Genomic DNA, 16858 nt, shown 5'->3' with positions numbered 1-16858 from the left:
AGCCGGGGGACACGATGTTGCACCTGCGAGTGATCTGTCCGGCCGAGCGCACTGAGGACGTCCTCGGTGTGCTCGCCGCGGAACCCGGCGCCACCCACGTGGTGGTGCTGCGACAGGCGGCGATCGACCCCGCCGGCGACGCGATCCAGACCGACGTCGCCCGTGAGGCGGCCAACGATGTGATCGACGCGCTCGAGGCCCTGGGCATCGACCGCACCGGCGCGATCACGGTGGAGCCCGTCGAAACGGTGCTGTCGAAGTCCGCGCGCGAGGCGGAGAAGGCGGCCCCAGGCGATCCCGCGGACAGCGTCGTGTGGGAGGAGCTGGTCAGCCGGACGCGTGAGGAATCGACGCTCAACGTCACGTTCCTCGCGTTCCTCACCATCGCCTGCCTGCTGGCCGCGGTGGGTGTCGTCACCGACTCGCCGATCACCGTCGTCGGGGCCATGGTGGTGGGGCCGGAGTTCGGCCCGCTCGCCGCGCTCGCCGTCGCCCTGATGCGGCGCAAGCTCGGGCTGGCCCGGCGGTCGCTGATCGCCCTGCTGTTCGGTTTCCCGTTCGCGATGGCGGCGACACTGCTCGCGACGCTGGCGATGGAGCGAATCGGGTGGATGGAGTTCGAGAGCATCGAGTCGCTCGACCAGGTCGACTTCATCTACCGCGTCGGACCGCTGTCGTTGATCGTCGCGCTGCTCGCCGGTGCGGCAGGCATGCTCGCGCTCGTGTCCTCGAAGTCGGCGGCACTCGTCGGCGTCTTCATCTCGGTCACCACCGTTCCGGCGGCCGGATTCGCCGTCGTCGCGGTCACCGTGGGCGAATGGCGCATCGCGGCACTGGCGGCGCTGCAACTCGGGGTCAACATGGTGGGCATCGTCGTCGCCGGCGTCCTCGTCCTGGCGCTGCGACTGCGCAGCGGCGGCGATCCCCGCCGCCTGCTCGAGCAGGCGCGCAAAGATCGCTCCCCGGCGCAGCGGCGGAGGGCCTGATGAGCGTCTCGCCGCACGACGGCGCGGGCTACGACGAACTGTTCGACGGTGGCGGCGGCCTCCGGGAACCGTGGGCGGAATTGGCCCAGGACTTCACGGACGGCGGGCCCGACTCCGTCCGCCGCCTGCAGTCCCGCATCCGGCTGCTCGTCGACAACCACGGGATCACCTACAACCCCCTCGACGGTTCGGACGCGCCGACCGCATCGCCCCGGTGGGAGATCGACGCGGTCCCGCTGATCGTCGCCGCCGAGGAGTGGGAGCAGCTCGCGGCGGGTTTCGTGCAGCGCTCCCGGCTCCTCGACGCGGTACTCGCGGACCTGTACGGACCGATGGCCCTCGTCCGGAGCGGCGCCGTCCCGGCCCGCACGGTGTTCGGGCACCCGGGCTACGTCCGTGCGGCGCACGGCATCACGGTGCCGGGCCGCCACCAGCTGTTCCTGCACGGACTCGACGTCGGCCGCGGGGCGGACGGCACGTTCCACGCGCTGCGCGACCACACCCAGTCCCCGGCGGGCGCGGGATATGCGATGGCGGACCGCCGCGTCATCGCGCGGGCGATGCCCGGCATCTACGAGGCGGTCGGACCGCGCCCGCTGTCCTCGTTCGCCCAGTCGATGCGGCTCGCGGCGATCGACGCCGCCCCCGCGGGCACCGAGGACCCGCTCGTCGTCGTCCTCAGCCCCCGCACCCGGTCCGAGGCCGCATTCGATCAGGCGTATCTGGCGACGGTCCTCGGTTTCCCGCTCGTGGAGAGCGCCGATCTGGTGGTCCGCGACGGGCACGTGTGGATGCGGTCCCTCGGCAGTCTGGAACGCGTCGACGTCATCGTCCGGCGGGTGGACGCCGACCTCGCCGACCCCCTCGACCTGCGCCCCGGCTCGCGGTCCGGCGTCGTCGGTCTCGTCCAGGTGCTGCGGCGGGGCGGCGTGACCGTCGTCAACACCCTCGGCAGCGGAATCCTCGAGAACCCCGCGCTCACCCGGTTGCTTCCGGACCTGTGCCGCCGGCTGCTCGACGAGGATCTGCTGCTGCAGTCGGTTCCGAGTTTCTGGGGCGGCGACCGGTCGGAGCTGTCGCACATCCTCACGAACGCCTCGTCGATGGTGCTGCGCGCCGTACACGGGGGTGCGCCGATCGTGCCCGCCGAACTCCGTGACGCCGAACGGGAGGCCCTGCTGGACCGGGTGCGGGCCGAACCCGAGCGGTGGGTCGGGCAGATCGTCCCGGACCCGTCGTACGCGCCCGCCGCCGACCGGTCCGGGGATGTCGTGTTGGCGCCGGTCGGGATGCGGTTATTCAGCGTCGCGCAGCAGGTGGGATTCACCCCGATGGCCGGCGGTCTCGGCACGTCCCTCGTTCCCGGGGCCGAGCGCGGGGACCGCCGCCACGCCGGGGCGAAGGACGTCTGGATCCGGCTGGCGCAGCGCACCGCGTCCACCGACCCGGGCGACGGCGCCGAGCGGGACGGGGAGACCCTGCCCACGTATGCGGCGACGACGTCCGACCTGATGACGTCGCCGCGTGCGCTGACCGAACTGTTCTGGATGGGCCGGTTCGCCGAACGTGCCGAGGGTGCGGCCCGGCTGATGATCGCCGTGGGGGAGAAGTACCGCGACTACCGCCTGCGACCGTGGCTGGCGGGCGGCGGAAGCCTCCCGATCCTGCTGAACACGGTCCTGCGGGTCGCCGACGCCGGGAACCACCCGGAGGGGCTCGATCTCGGGGCCGACCCGGGCTCCGATCCGGTCACCGACCAGCGACGGGTGCGCTCCGAGTTCCGCTCGCTGACGGCGGACCCCGACCGGGACGGCTCGCTCGCCCACGCGGTGCGCGGCGTCGAGCAGGCCGCGCGGGCCGTGCGCGGGCAACTGTCGAACGACATCTGGGCCGTCCTCAGCACCGTCGAACGCGCGCTCGGGCAGGTCACCGCCGACACCGTCGACGACGGGTCCGCACTGTTCGAGGCGCAGTCCGCGGTGCTCGGCGGCATGCTCGCCCTGTCCGGGGTCGCCGCGGAGTCGCTGGTCCGCGACACCGGCTGGCACGTCATGGACATCGGCAAACGGATCGAGCGGGCAGCCACCCTGATCGCGCTGGTGGACTCGACCCTCGGGCGGAAGACGGATACCGCGACCGAACGGGCGGTGATCGAATCGCTTCTCGTCGCCACCGAGAGTTCCGTGGTCTACCGCCGCCGCAACCGCGGAATCCGCCCGGCGGCCGTGGCCGAGTTGCTGCTGTTCGACGTGAAGAACCCGCGGTCGCTGGCGTTCCAACTGGAGGCGTTGCGCACGAATCTGGCCGCACTGCCGGACGCCTCGGGTGCGTCCCGCGCGGAGCGGCTCGCCGAGGACATGGTCAACACCGTGCGCCGGGTCGACCCCGTGCGACTCGAATCGGTCGATGCGAACGGGTCCCGGAAGGAGCTGGGTGAGCTGACGACCACGATGCGCGCACTGCTGAGCGAACTGTCCGACGTGATGCTGAAGGGCCAGCTGTCGCTGCCCGGCGGCACCCAGCCGCTGTGGGGCAGCGGCACCTCCCCGAGCACCTCCCCGAGCACCTCCTCGAGCACCTCCCCGGGCGGAGTCCCCGCATGACCGACACGACGCCCCACCCGGACCCGGCAGCGGAACGTCCGGTTCTGCGCCGATACAAGATCACCCACCGCACGACGTACACGTACTCGGGGCCGGTGACCTCCTCGTACGGCCGGGGTTACCTCTTGCCGCGCGACACCGAGGAACAGCGGTGCGTCGCTTCCGTCGTCGACATCACGCCGCCGCCCGCGGACCGTTCCACCGGGTCGGACGTGTACGGCAACCGGGACCTGTACTTCCAGGTGAGCACGCCGCACGAGGAACTGGTGGTGTCGGCCGAATCCGAGATCGAGGTCTACGGACCGGACAGGGCGAGGCTCGCCGCCGCACCGGCGAACGCGCCGTGGGAGCTGTCCCGCCCGGTGGGCACCGAGGGGGCGATGGCGCAGGAGTTCGTGCTCGACCTCGAGCCCCCCGAGATCGGCGACGCGGTCCGCGAGTACGCGGCGCCGAGTTTCCCGCCGGAGCGGCCCCTCGTGGATGCGGTGGTCGATCTCACGACCCGCATCCACCGCGACTTCGAGTACAAGTCGGGGGCGACGTCGGTGTCGACGCGGGTCGCGGAGGTGCTGGAGAAGCGGTCGGGGGTGTGCCAGGACTTCGCCCGGCTCGCCATCGCCTGCCTGCGGTCGCGCGGACTCGCGGCCCGGTACGTGTCCGGGTACCTCGCGACGCAGCCGCCGCCCGGCAAGGAACGGATGATCGGCGTCGACGCGACGCACGCCTGGGCCGCGGTGTGGATGCCGGGGGACCGGTGGCTGGCCTTCGACCCCACCAACGACCAGCTCGTCGACGAGCGGTACACCGTGGTCGCGTGGGGCCGGGACTACGCCGACGTGCCGCCGCTGCGCGGTGTCATATACACAGAGGCACGAAACAGCACCATTGCGGTGTCGGTTGACGTGGCGCCGATGGAAGTACTCGCACCGGATCAGCCGAAATGCTGAAATTCATCGGGGCTTCCGGAGGAGGACTCGATGATCCGTGTCACTAGCAGGTAAGTTGGTCCGCGATGACTGCAATACTGGCAGACCCCGTTTCAGAGGTAGTTGCCGCAGCCGAGAAGCTGCTCACCCGTCGCACAGGGGCACCCGTGACACTGGTGGATCCCGTGGATCTCGGCGGTAGTGGCCGCACCATCGTGCTCCGTGTGCGGGTGGCGGAGAATCCGTTCTCCCTCCCTCGCACGTTGGTGATCAAGCAGGTCCGCGAGGAGTCCGGTGTGTCCGGCGCGCGGGCCGTCGATCCCGACGACCTGTCCGGCGACAGCCGCAGCGCCTTCCTCCGCGAGGCCGTCTCGTACCAGTTCGCCACGGCGCTGGCGACGGACAGCCGCCCCGGAGCCGAACTGCTCGCATCCGACCTCGAGGCCCGGCTCCTCGTGCTCAGCGACCTCGGGGACGCCACCCCGATCAGCGCGCTGCTCGAGCACTCCGATTCCGACACCGTCACCAACACCCTGATGGCCATGGCCCAGGCGCTCGGCCGCATGCACGCGGCCACCGTGGGCCGCGAAGAAGACTTCACCGCACTGCTGCGCCGCGCCGAGGTGGCGCACTGCGACGACACCGTCGCCGAGCAGGTCGAGCGTGCGGTGCCCGCCGTGCCCGGCCTGCTGTCCGACATCCTCCGCGTCGACGTGTCCCCGGAACTGACCGAACAGGTGGCACGGGCCGCGAAGCTGTTCGAGAGCGGCCGGTTCCGGGCGTTCAGCCCGTCCGACCTGTGCCCGGACAACATCATCGTCAACGACGAGGGCGTCCGGTTCCTCGACTACGAGTGGGGCGGTTTCCGCGACGCCATGCTCGACATCGCGTACGCGCTGGTCTCCTTCCCGGGCTGCCTGTGCAGCATCGAACTGTCCGAGGACCGCACCCAGGCGATGATCGAGGCCTGGCGGGCGGAGGTCGTGGGGATGTGGCCCGCGCTCGCCGACGACAACGTGCTCGCCGCCCGCATGGTCGAGGCGCAACTGATCTGGGTGTGGCTCAGCACGTACCTGTTCCTGCCGGACAACCACACGCGGATCGCCGCGGTCCGCGAGCATCACCTGTCGGTGCCGCGGTCCGAGGCGCTGACCCAGCGCTGGGACAAGCTGGCCCGTTCGGCGGATCACGCGGGGAACACGGTGGTCGCCCACGACGCCCGCCTCATCGCCGACAAGATCCGGGGACTGTCCGTCGGCTGACCCGTGGGTCCGGCCGGACTGGGTCGGGCGGTGCGGGTTCCAGTAGCGTCGAACTTGTGAGCGATCTTTTCGGTTCGGATGTCGGCGAGGACGAGTCGGCGGGCCTGTTCGAGACGGTGCGGTCGGACGAGGCGGTGCAGTCGGACGAGGCGGTGGCTCCGCGCCCGGTTCCCGGTCCGGTGCCGGTCGACCACCGCGCACCGCTGGCCGTGCGCATGCGCCCCCGCACGCTCGGCGAGGTGGTCGGGCAGCAGCATCTCCTCGGCCCCGGCGCGCCGCTGCGGCGGCTCGTGGAGGGGTCGGGGGCGGCGTCCGTGCTGCTGTACGGTCCGCCCGGCACCGGCAAGACCACGTTGGCGTCGCTGATCTCGGGTGCCACCGGGCGCCGCTTCGAGGCGCTGTCCGCGCTGTCCGCGGGTGTGAAGGAAGTGCGTGGCGTCATCGAACTGGCCCGCCGACGGCTCCTCGCGGGTGAGCAGACGGTGCTGTTCATCGACGAGGTGCACCGCTTCTCGAAGACTCAGCAGGACGCACTGCTGGCGGCGGTGGAGAACCGGATCGTGCTGCTCGTGGCCGCCACCACCGAGAATCCGTCGTTCTCCGTGGTGTCCCCGCTGCTGTCCCGCTCACTGGTCCTGCAACTGCAGTCGCTGACGGCGGACGACATCGAGAACCTCCTCGAGCGGGCGCGCACCGACGAGCGGGGTCTCGGCGGGGATATCGAGATCGCCGGCGACGCGATGGACCATCTGGTGCGCCTCGCGGCCGGTGACGCCCGGCGCGCGCTCACCGCGCTCGAGGCGGCGGCGGGCGCGGCGCTCGACCAGGCCGGTGACGCGGACCGTCCCGTGCTGCTGGACCTCGCGACGGTGGAGGCGAGCGTCGACAAGGCGGCCGTTCGCTACGACCGGGACGGCGACCAGCACTACGACGTGATCAGTGCGTTCATCAAATCGATCCGCGGCTCGGACGTCGACGCCGCCCTGCACTACCTGGCGCGGATGCTGACCGCGGGCGAGGACCCCCGCTTCATCGCGCGCCGGCTGGTCGTCCACGCCAGCGAGGACATCGGGATGGCCGACCCGACCGCGTTGCAGACCGCGACCGCCGCCGCGCAGGCGGTGCAGCTGATCGGGATGCCAGAGGCCCGCCTCGCCCTCGCCCAGGCCACCATCCACCTCGCGACCGCCCCGAAGTCGGGGGCCGTCATCGCCGCACTCGGCGCCGCCATGGCGGACGTCGCGGCGGGAAACGCCGGGCTCGTCCCACCGCACCTGCGCGACGGTCACTACGCGGGGGCGGCGAAGCTCGGCAACGCCGTCGGCTACCGATATCCCCACGACCACCCGGACGGGGTACTGGCGCAGCAGTATCCGCCCGACGAGCTCGTCGGCGTCGACTACTACCAGCCCACCACCCACGGCGGCGAGCGTGACATCGCGGGCCGTGTGGACAAACTGCGCGCCATCGTCCGCGGCACGAACCGTCAGGGTGGCCGGTTAAGCTGAATGTTGCCGAACCGCCGGGTGTGCCCAGCCACCCGGTGACCGTAGTTGCCCTCGAGACAGACAATAAGGATCACTGACGTGCAGACCCACGAGATTCGCCGGCGCTTCCTCGACCATTTCGTCAAGGCGGCCCACACCGAGGTACCCAGCGCCTCGCTGATTCTCGACGATCCGAATCTGCTGTTCGTCAACGCCGGAATGGTGCAGTTCGTGCCGTTCTTCCTCGGCCAGCAGACTCCGCCGTACCCGAGGGCGACCAGTGTCCAGAAGTGTGTGCGCACCCTCGACATCGAGAATGTGGGCATCACCACACGGCACAACACGTTCTTCCAGATGGCCGGCAACTTCTCCTTCGGCGACTACTTCAAGCGCGACGCGATCAAGCACGCGTGGTCGCTGCTGACCTCCGGTGTCGACGACGGCGGCTACGGGTTCGACCCCGAGCGGATCTGGGTGACGGTCTACCTCGACGACGACGAGGCGCGCGACATCTGGCGCGACGAGGTCGGCGTCCCCGAGACGCGGATCCAGCGCCGCGGCATGGCCGACAACTACTGGTCCATGGGCATCCCCGGCCCCTGCGGCCCGTGCTCGGAAATCTACTTCGACCGCGGCCCCGAATTCGGTCGGGAAGGCGGCCCGGAGGCCGACGAGGACCGCTACATCGAGATCTGGAATCTCGTGTTCATGCAGAACGAGCGCGGTCTCGGCGTCAGCAAGGACAACTTCGAGATCCTCGGACCGCTGCCGAAGCAGAACATCGACACCGGCATGGGCGTCGAGCGCGTCGCATTCCTGCTGCAGGGCGTCGACAACGTGTACGAGACGGATCTCGTGCGCCCGGTCATCGCGAAGGCCGAGGAACTGTCGGGCCGCAAGTACGGCGTCGACCACGACGACGACGTGCGATTCCGGGTGATCGCCGACCACGCGCGCACCGCCGCGATGCTCATCGCCGACGGTGTGAACCCCGGCAACGACGGCCGCGGCTACGTCCTGCGCCGCCTGCTGCGGCGCATCGTCCGCTCCGCGAAACTGCTCGGCGCCGACAAGCCCAGCATGCGGGAGTTCATCACCGTCGTCCGCGACACGATGGCGCCGTCGTACCCGGTCCTCGACAGCGACTTCGGCCGCATCGAGACGGTCGCCGTGGGGGAGGAGACCGCGTTCCTCAAGACCCTCACGTCCGGTTCCAAGCTGTTCGAAGGCGCCGCCGAATCGGTGAAGGCGTCCGGCAAGTCGACGATCGGCGGCGAGCAGGCGTTCGCGCTGCACGACACGTACGGCTTCCCGATCGACCTGACCCTGGAGATGGCGGCCGAGGCCGGTCTGACCGTCGACGAGGAGGGTTTCCGCACGCTGATGGCCGAACAGCGGCAGCGCGCGAAGGACGACGCCCAGGCCCGCAAGCACGCGCACGCCGACCTGACCGTCTACAAGGAACTCCTCGACCGCGGACCCACCGAGTTCACCGGATTCCACGAATTGGTCTCCGAGGCACACGTTCTCGCCCTGATCTCGCAGGGCCAGCGCGTCCCCGTCGCGACGGTGGGCCAGGACGTCGAGGTCATCCTCGACCGCAGTCCCCTGTACGCGGAGGCGGGTGGCCAGATCGCCGACCTCGGCACCCTCACCGGTCCGGGTCTGCGGGTGAAGGTCAACGACGTCCAGAAGATCGCCAAGAAGCTGTGGGTCCACAAGGTGACCGTGCAGGAGGGGCAGATCACCGAGGGCGACGTCGTGCTCGCGCAGGTCGACGCCGCGTGGCGCAAGGGCGCCACCCAGGGGCACTCCGGCACGCACATGGTGCACGCCGCGCTGCGACAGGTGCTCGGCCCCAACGCCGTTCAGGCCGGCTCGCTGAACAAGCCGGGCTACCTGCGGTTCGACTTCTCCTGGCAGGGCGCGCTGACGGAAGCGCAGAAGCAGGACATCGAGGTCGTCGCGAACGAGGCGGTGGCCGCCGACTACTCCGTGAACACGTTCGTCACCGACCTCGACAAGGCGAAGTCGATGGGCGCGATGGCGTTGTTCGGCGAGAACTACGGCGACGAGGTGCGGGTCGTCGAGATCGGCGGACCGTTCTCGATGGAGCTGTGTGGTGGAACTCACGTGGGCAGCTCCTCGCAGATCGGCAACGTCACCCTGCTCGGTGAGCAGTCCGTCGGCTCCGGCGTGCGCCGCGTCGAGGCCTACGTCGGGCTCGACTCGTACCGCTACCTGGCCAAGGAACGGGCGCTGCTCGCCGGGCTGTCGTCGTCGCTGAAGGTGCCCTCGGAAGAGGTGCCCGCCCGCGTCGAGGCACTGGTGGAGCGACTTCGGGTGGCGGAGAAGGAACTCGAGCAGACCCGCGCGCAGGCGGTTCTCGCCTCGGCGGGCACCTTCGTCGACAAGGCCCAGCGGGTCGGGCCGGTGCTGCTGGTCGCGGACTCCGCCCCGGCCGGTGTCGGCGGCAACGACCTGCGCGGACTCGTCACGGACATCCGCGGCCGGTTCGGCACCCAGCCCGCCGTGGTCGTGCTGCTCGGCGACGTCGACGGCAAGGTGCCGTTCGTGGTGGCCGTGAGCAAGGCCGCCCAGGAACTCGGTCTGTCGGCCGGCGACCTCGTGAAGGAATTCGGTCCGAAGATCGGCGGTCGCGGCGGCGGAAAGGCCGACATGGCACAGGGTTCCGGCTCGGACACCAGCGGAATTGCGGCCGCCCTCGACGCGGTCCGGGCACAAGTCGCAGACAAGGTGGGGAGCCGGTAACGGTGGATCACGCGGAACAGGGTCCGGATCGACCGGGAGTCGACGACCCTGGGCGTGGTCGGCGTATCGGCATCGATGTGGGTAGTGTCCGCATCGGTGTCGCGTCGAGCGACCCTGACGGGATCCTCGCCACCCCCGTGGAGACGGTGCCCCGGTCCAAGGAACGCGGGCCCGACGCGCCGGACATCCGGCGCATTGCCGACATTGTCGAGGAATACGAGGCGGTGGAGGTTATCGTCGGTCTGCCGCAGACCCTGCGGGGTGAACGGGGAAAAGCCGCCTCGATCGCTACTGTGTTCGCGAAGCGATTGCGAAGGAAGGTCGACCCGATACCGGTGCGGATGGCGGACGAACGTCTGACGACCGTCACTGCCGCACGGGCGCTTCGCGAGAGCGGTGTCAGTGCGAGGGGCCAGCGTCCTGTGATCGACCAGGCTGCGGCGGTGGCGATCTTGCAGGGATGGTTGGACGAGCGGAGCAGGTCGGTGAATGCAGGGGATTCAGGTGGGGACGTGCAGCTACCGGAGGCAGGCCAGTGAGCAATCACCGCCGCCGCCCCGCTGGTGAGCGACCCGACTTCCAGTACATCCCCCGCGAACCCCGACGGCACCGCTACCTCGAAGAGGACGACGACGAGGTCGGCTACACGCCGCCCCCGGGCGACGACCTCGTCACCACCGGCCGCCACGCCGTCGTGCACGACGAACCGTATTTCGACGAGCCGCATTTCGACGAGCCGCACGTCGACGAACCACACTACGAGGAACCGCACCTCGAGGAGCCGCAGCGCCACGAACCGCACCGCGATTACGCGGAGCCGCGGTACGAGCCGCGCTACGAGCAGCCCTCCGACATCGAGTCCGTGTACGAGGACGGATACGGTCCCCGCTCCTACGGCGACGCCCGCGCGTACCGGGAGCCGCCGGCCGACGACCGCCCGTTTGTGGACGACCACGTCGACGATCCGGACGACGCCCAGGCATACCCCGACGACGGCTACGACCGTCCGCAACCGGACGTCGCGTTCGCGGAGGCCGAGACACAGATCATCTCGGCGATCCCCGAGGAGATCCCGCCCTCGGCGATTCCCGAGGAGATCCCGCCCACCCGCGCCGCTGCCCGCACGCAGGCCCGCAGACGCAAACAGGCCAGGGGACGCGCGCGCCGGGGCAAGGTGTTCGGCGTCCTCGCCGCCGCGACGGTCCTGATCGTGCTGGTCGGTGTCGTGTTCGTCGGCGGCAAGTTGTTCTTCGGCGGGTCCGACGCGCCCGCGGACTACGCAGGCCCCGGCGGTCCCGAGGTGGTCGTGCAGGTCCATCCGGGCGACACCGCGGAGGAGATCGCCACCACCCTGGCGGACCGCGACGTCGTCGCCAGCGGATCGGCGTTCTTCAACGCCGCGGTCCAGAGCAACGCCATGAACTCGGTGCAACCCGGCTTCTACAGCCTCGCGACCCAGATTCCGGCGGACGACGCCGTGCAGGAACTGGTCGACCCCGCCTCCCGCGTCGGGCAGATGATCATCTCCGAGGGCAGGCAACTCCACGACACGACCGACGTGCAGACCGGCGCCAAGAAGAAGGGGATCTACACGCTGATCTCCGAGGCCAGCTGCCTCGGTGACGCCGGTCAGCAGAAGTGCATCAGCTACGACGACCTCAACGCCGCCGGTGCGGGCGACCTGACCGCGCTCGGCGTGCCCGACTGGGCGAAGGACTCGGTCGCGGGTGTTCCGGACCGGGATCGCCAGCTCGAGGGCCTGATCGCCGCGGGCAGTTGGGATTTCGATCCGACCGCCGGTCCGGCCGCCATTCTGCAGCGGCTGGTGTCCGAGAGTTCCGCGAGCTACGAGAAGACCGGGATCCTCACCGCGGGCAACCAGGTCGGTCTCACCCCGTACAAGATGCTGGTCGCGGCGTCCCTGGTGGAACGCGAGGCGATGCCCGACGACTTCTCGAAGGTCGCCCGCGTCATCCTCAACCGGCTCGCCGTCAACCAGGCGCTGCAGTTCGACTCCACCGTCAACTACGCGCTGGACACCACCGAACTGGCCACCACCGACGCCGACCGCGCGCAGGTGACACCCTGGAACACGTACGCCAGCCCCGGCCTGCCTGCGACGCCGATCTCGTCGCCGAGCATCGGGGCGCTCCAGGCGGTCGAACAACCGGCGCCCGGCGACTGGATCTACTTCGTGACGATCGATGCGAAGGGCACCACACTCTTCACGAAGAGCTACGACGAACACCTGGCCAACATCGACCAGGCTCTGAACAACGGGATTCTCAACAGTGGACGATGAGTTGGTGACCGCACGCAAAGCTGCGGTGCTGGGCAGCCCGATCGCGCATTCGCGATCACCGCAACTGCACCTCGCGGCGTACCGCGCGCTCGGTCTCACCGGGTGGACGTACGACCGCATCGAGTGCGACGGGGAGCGACTCCCCGGCCTGGTGTCCGGGCTCGGCCCGGAATGGGTCGGTCTGTCCGTCACGATGCCGGGCAAGATTGCCGCGCTCGACTTCGCGTCGGAGCGCACCGACCGGGCCGTGGCGATCGGCTCCGCGAACACCCTGGTCCGTATCGAGGGCGGCTGGCGTGCCGACTGCACCGACGTGGACGGGGTCAGCGGCGCGCTCACCGCGGGCGGTGTCGGTGCCATCGCGGGCGCCGAGGCGGTCGTCGTCGGCGCCGGCGGGACGGCCAGGCCCGCGCTCGTCGCGCTCGCCGACCTCGGCGTGAAATCCGTGACCGTCGTGGCCCGCGACGCGGGTCGCGCGGCAGGTGCACTGGGGTGCGCGGAATCGGTGGGGCTCGACGTCCGGTTGCTGGGCTTCGACAGCCCCGAACTCGGTGCCCGGTGCGCCGCGGCCGCCGCACTCGTCAGCACCGTTCCGTCCGCCGCGATCACCGACTACGCGGGCGTTCTCGGCCGGGCGCCGTTCGTGCTCGACGCGATCTACGACCCCTGGCCGACCCCGCTGGCGGCCGCGGTCGAGGTGGCCGGGGGAACGGTCGTCGGTGGTCTGTCGATGCTGCTGCACCAGGCGTTCGGGCAAGTCGAGCAGTTTACCGGCCGCCCGGCGCCGCGCGAGGCGATGGCCGCCGCTCTGGGCTAGTTGTCCACAGGCCCGGCTTCCATCCACAGGGCGATCGTTCGCGCAGGTCGCCGCGAGGGGTCCGGGTGCCGCGTCCCGCACGCTGGTCGGCATGTGGTGGCTGATCGTGACGAGTGTGGTGGCCGGTGCGGGTGCGGGACGGTGTGCGCGTCTCACCGCGGCCCGGTTCGTGGGCCCGGTGTGGCCGGGCTGGTGCGAGGCGGTGTGCGCGGTCGGCGTGGCCGCGACGGTCTGGGCCGACTCCGGCCGCAACCCGGTGTGGATGCTGCCGGGTGCGCTGGCGTTCTGGTGGTGGTGTGCGAGTCTCGCCGCGACCGACCTGTGTGCGCGGAGGCTGCCGAACCTGTTGACGCTGCCCGGGTTCCTGGTGATTGTCGCCGTCGGTGTCGCGACCGGCGCCGCGTCCGCCGCCGTGATCGGCGGTCTCCTGCTGGCGGCCGCCTATCTCGCCCTGTACCTCGGGGCACCCGGTGCGATCGGTGCGGGCGACGTGAAACTCGCGCTCGGGGTCGGCGCGGCCGCCGGGCTGGCAGGGGGAGAGGCCTGGGTGTTCGCGGCCGCGCTCGCACCGGCACTGACCGCAGTGGCGGGCTGCGTCGTCCTCGCCGTCCGGCGCTCGTCGTCGCCGCTCCCGCACGGGCCCGCCATGTGTGCCGCGACACTGGCGGCGCTGTTCGCCGGGCACCTCACCTGACCGAGTCCGCACCCCGCACGCGCCCCGGGAGGACCACCGTCACTGCCGGACGCGGCGACATGGAAGGATATTGGCGTGCTGCGCTGGATAACTGCCGGAGAATCCCATGGTCCCGCCCTCGTCGCGATGCTCGAGGGGATGGTCGCGGGCGTCGAAGTGACGTCCGAGGACATTTCGACCCAACTCGCGCGACGCCGCCTCGGCTACGGCCGGGGTGCGCGGATGAAGTTCGAGGCCGACAAGGTCACCATCGTCGGTGGTGTCCGACACGGCCGGACGCTCGGCGGTCCGATCGCCGTCGAGGTGGGCAACACCGAGTGGCCGAAGTGGGAAACCATCATGTCCGCCGACCCGGTGGACGCCGACCTGCTCGCCGATCAGGCGCGGAACGCGCCGCTCACCCGTCCGCGCCCCGGTCACGCCGACTACTCGGGCATGCTCAAGTACGGGTTCGACGACGCCCGCCCGGTTCTCGAACGCGCGAGTGCGCGCGAGACGGCGGCCCGGGTCGCGGCCGCGACGTTCGCCCGCGGTTTCCTCCGCCAGGTGTTCGGCGTGGAGGTGCTGTCGCATGTGATCTCGATCGGCGCGTCCGATCCGTACGTCGGTCCCGAACCCACCGCCTCCGACCTCGCCGCGATCGACGCCAGCCCGGTCCGCGCGTTCGACAAGGCCGCAGAGGAGTCGATGATCGCCGAGATCGAGGCCGCCAAGCGTGACGGCGACACCCTCGGCGGTGTCGTCGAGGTCGTCATCCACGGCCTCCCCGTGGGTCTCGGATCGTTCATCAGCGGCGCGGACCGCCTCGACGCCCGTCTGGCGTCCGCCCTGATGGGAATCCAGGCCATCAAGGGTGTCGAGGTCGGCGACGGCTTCGAGACCGCGCGCCGCCGCGGCAGCCAGGCGCACGACGAGATGCGGCCGGGCCCGGACGGAATTCTGCGTTCGACCAACCGCGCAGGCGGTCTCGAGGGCGGCATGACCAACGGCGAGGCGCTCCGCGTGCGCGCGGCGATGAAGCCGATCTCGACGGTCCCGCGTGCCCTGGCCACCGTCGACATGTCGACCGGTGAGGAAGCCGTGGCCATCCACCAGCGGTCCGACGTGTGCGCGGTGCCCGCCGCCGGTGTCGTGGCCGAGGCGATGGTGGCGTTGGTCGTGGCCCAGGCCGCGCTCGAGAAGTTCGGTGGCGACTCGGTCGCCGAGACGGCCGCCAACTACGAGCGTTACGCATCGGGTGTCGCAGCCCGGCTCGCGCGATGACCAGCCCGTCTGCCGTCGCGCCGGGGCGGTGACCGATGATGGCACCGAAAGCCGTGCTCGTCGGTCCGCCGGGAGCGGGTAAGTCCACGATCGGGCGCCGCCTCGCGCAGGCGCTGGACCTGTCGTTGTTCGACACCGACGTGGCCGTCGAGGAAGAGGCGGGGCGCACGATCGCCGAGATCTTCGTCCAGGAGGGCGAACCCGCCTTCCGCGCCCTCGAGGAAGAGATCGTCCGGAAGGCCATCGAGAGCCACGAGGGGATCGTGTCGCTCGGCGGCGGGTCCATCCTCTCCGAGCGCACCCGGGAATTGTTGAAGGGCCACACCGTGATCTACCTCGAGATCAGCGTGGCCGAGGGGCTCAAGCGCACGGGAACCAACACCGCGCGCCCGCTCCTCTCCGGTGGCGACCCCCGCCAGGTGTACACCGAGTTGATGCGCAAGCGCCGACCGCTGTACCGGGAGGTGGCGTCCATCCGGATACGCACGGACGGGCGGAGTCCCGCCCGGGTGGTGCAGCAGCTGGTGGCGAAACTCGCCGAGTGATCGGCGACCCAGCGGAACCAAAGACGTCCGAGAACCTCGGACAAGACGGAGCGGAGCAGCAGACAGTGACCGAACCGGTACGCGTACAGGTGCAGACGGCGAACCCCTACCCGGTCATCATCGGGCGCGGATTGCTCGGCGAGCTGGTGGACGAACTCACCGGCACGAGGACGGTGGCGATCTTCCACCAGCCGCCGCTGGCGGAGACTGCGGAGGCGGTGCGCGCGGCGCTCGCCGAGAAGGGGATCGATGCGCACCGCATCGAGATTCCGGACGCGGAGGACGGCAAGGATCTTGCTGTCGCCGGGTTCTGCTGGGAGGTCCTCGGCCGGATCGGCCTGACCCGCAGCGACGCCGTCGTCAGTCTGGGCGGCGGCGCGGCCACCGACCTCGCCGGGTTCGTCGCGGCGACGTGGATGCGCGGGGTCCGCGTGATTCATGTGCCCACGACGCTGCTCGCGATGGTCGATGCGGCGGTCGGCGGCAAGACCGGCATCAACACCGAGGCCGGCAAGAACCTGGTGGGATCGTTCCACGAGCCGTCGGCGGTGCTCATCGACCTGGCGACGCTCGAGACGGTGCCCCGCAACGAGATCGTCGCGGGCATGGCGGAGGTCGTGAAGACCGGATTCATCGCCGACCCCGTGATCCTGGAGCTCATCGAGAAAGATCCCGAGGCCGCGCTGGACCCGACGGGAACCGTTCTGCCCGAACTGATCCGGCGGTCCGTGGAGGTCAAGGCCAAGGTCGTGGCCGCGGACCTGCGGGAGTCGGATCTGCGGGAGATCCTCAACTACGGGCACACGCTCGGGCACGCGATCGAGCGGCGGGAACGCTACCGCTGGCGTCACGGTGCGGCGGTCGCCGTCGGGCTCGTCTTCGCGGCCGAACTGGGGCGGTTGGCGGGACGCCTGGACGATGCGACGGCGGACCGGCACCGCACCATCCTGGAACTGGTGGGGCTGCCCACCACGTACGACGCGGACGCGTTCGGCCAGCTGGTCGAGGGGATGCAGACGGACAAGAAGAACCGGGCAGGCGTGCTGCGGTTCGTCGTGCTCGACGGGCTCGCGAAGCCCGGACGGCTCGAGGGCCCGGATCCGTCTCTGCTCGTCGCCGCGTACTCCGCGGTGGCCCGCGAGGCGACGCCGGGCGCCGGCGGTGCCGTCCTTCTGTGACGTAGCCGGAGAAGGCAAGGACG

The 16858-nt window shown here is 70.5% G+C and carries 13 protein-coding genes; all 13 read left to right on the top strand.

The features are described 5' to 3' along the window. Window positions 1-14 precede the first annotated feature (14 nt). The 13 genes from JWS13_RS06855 (at window position 15) to aroB (ending at window position 16835) form a co-directional block, all read left to right on the top strand. Window positions 15-986, top strand: a complete 972-nt coding sequence (locus JWS13_RS06855) for a DUF389 domain-containing protein (protein ID WP_206005064.1) — start codon at window positions 15-17, stop codon at window positions 984-986. Beyond that, the gene (locus tag JWS13_RS06850; RefSeq protein WP_241032124.1) at window positions 986-3589 is read left to right on the top strand and encodes a circularly permuted type 2 ATP-grasp protein; all 2604 of its coding nucleotides are present in this window, start codon (window positions 986-988) and stop codon (window positions 3587-3589) included. Before JWS13_RS06855 ends, JWS13_RS06850 begins: the two co-directional genes overlap by 1 nt. Further along, entirely contained in the window at window positions 3586-4536 is a 951-nt protein-coding gene (locus tag JWS13_RS06845) for a transglutaminase family protein (RefSeq protein ID WP_206005063.1), read from the top strand. The genes JWS13_RS06850 and JWS13_RS06845 overlap by 4 nt, the downstream gene beginning before the upstream one ends. Before the next feature lie 65 nt (window positions 4537-4601). After that, window positions 4602-5777 (top strand): phosphotransferase family protein, encoded by a 1176-nt coding sequence (locus JWS13_RS06840; RefSeq protein ID WP_124390882.1) that lies wholly within the window; start codon window positions 4602-4604, stop codon window positions 5775-5777. Window positions 5778-5833: 56 nt separating this feature from the next. Continuing rightward, window positions 5834-7285 carry a replication-associated recombination protein A gene (locus tag JWS13_RS06835; RefSeq protein ID WP_206005062.1) on the top strand — a complete coding sequence of 484 codons (1452 nt, stop codon included), beginning with the start codon at window positions 5834-5836 and terminating at the stop codon, window positions 7283-7285. A 78-nt stretch (window positions 7286-7363) separates the two neighbouring features. Further along, entirely contained in the window at window positions 7364-10036 is a 2673-nt protein-coding gene (gene alaS, locus JWS13_RS06830) for an alanine--tRNA ligase (RefSeq protein WP_206005061.1), read from the top strand. 2 nt (window positions 10037-10038) lie between these two features. Then, window positions 10039-10575, top strand: coding sequence for a Holliday junction resolvase RuvX (gene ruvX, locus JWS13_RS06825; protein WP_072942164.1), 537 nt, complete (start codon window positions 10039-10041; stop codon window positions 10573-10575). Next, a complete protein-coding gene (locus JWS13_RS06820) occupies window positions 10572-12338 on the top strand; it encodes an endolytic transglycosylase MltG (protein WP_206005060.1) in 1767 nt (588 codons plus the stop codon). Before ruvX ends, JWS13_RS06820 begins: the two co-directional genes overlap by 4 nt. After that, window positions 12328-13155: a shikimate dehydrogenase gene (locus JWS13_RS06815; protein ID WP_206005059.1), complete on the top strand. Its 828-nt coding sequence runs from the start codon at window positions 12328-12330 to the stop codon at window positions 13153-13155. Before JWS13_RS06820 ends, JWS13_RS06815 begins: the two co-directional genes overlap by 11 nt. Before the next feature lie 91 nt (window positions 13156-13246). Further along, entirely contained in the window at window positions 13247-13849 is a 603-nt protein-coding gene (locus JWS13_RS06810) for a prepilin peptidase (RefSeq protein ID WP_206005058.1), read from the top strand. 75 nt (window positions 13850-13924) lie between these two features. After that, complete coding sequence (gene aroC / locus JWS13_RS06805; RefSeq protein WP_072942156.1) at window positions 13925-15112, top strand: chorismate synthase; 1188 nt, start codon at window positions 13925-13927, stop codon at window positions 15110-15112. 38 nt (window positions 15113-15150) lie between these two features. Beyond that, window positions 15151-15657, top strand: coding sequence for a shikimate kinase (locus JWS13_RS06800; RefSeq protein WP_206011518.1), 507 nt, complete (start codon window positions 15151-15153; stop codon window positions 15655-15657). A gap of 65 nt (window positions 15658-15722) precedes the next feature. Further along, window positions 15723-16835, top strand: a complete 1113-nt coding sequence (aroB, locus tag JWS13_RS06795) for a 3-dehydroquinate synthase (protein ID WP_087556005.1) — start codon at window positions 15723-15725, stop codon at window positions 16833-16835. Window positions 16836-16858 lie beyond the last annotated feature (23 nt).

The sequence above is a fragment of the Rhodococcus pseudokoreensis genome (assembly GCF_017068395.1).
Classification (GTDB): Bacteria; Actinomycetota; Actinomycetes; order Mycobacteriales; family Mycobacteriaceae; genus Rhodococcus_F; species Rhodococcus_F pseudokoreensis.
The sequence above is the reverse complement of the archived record's forward strand: the minus strand, read 5'-3'. Positions and strand labels throughout refer to the sequence as shown.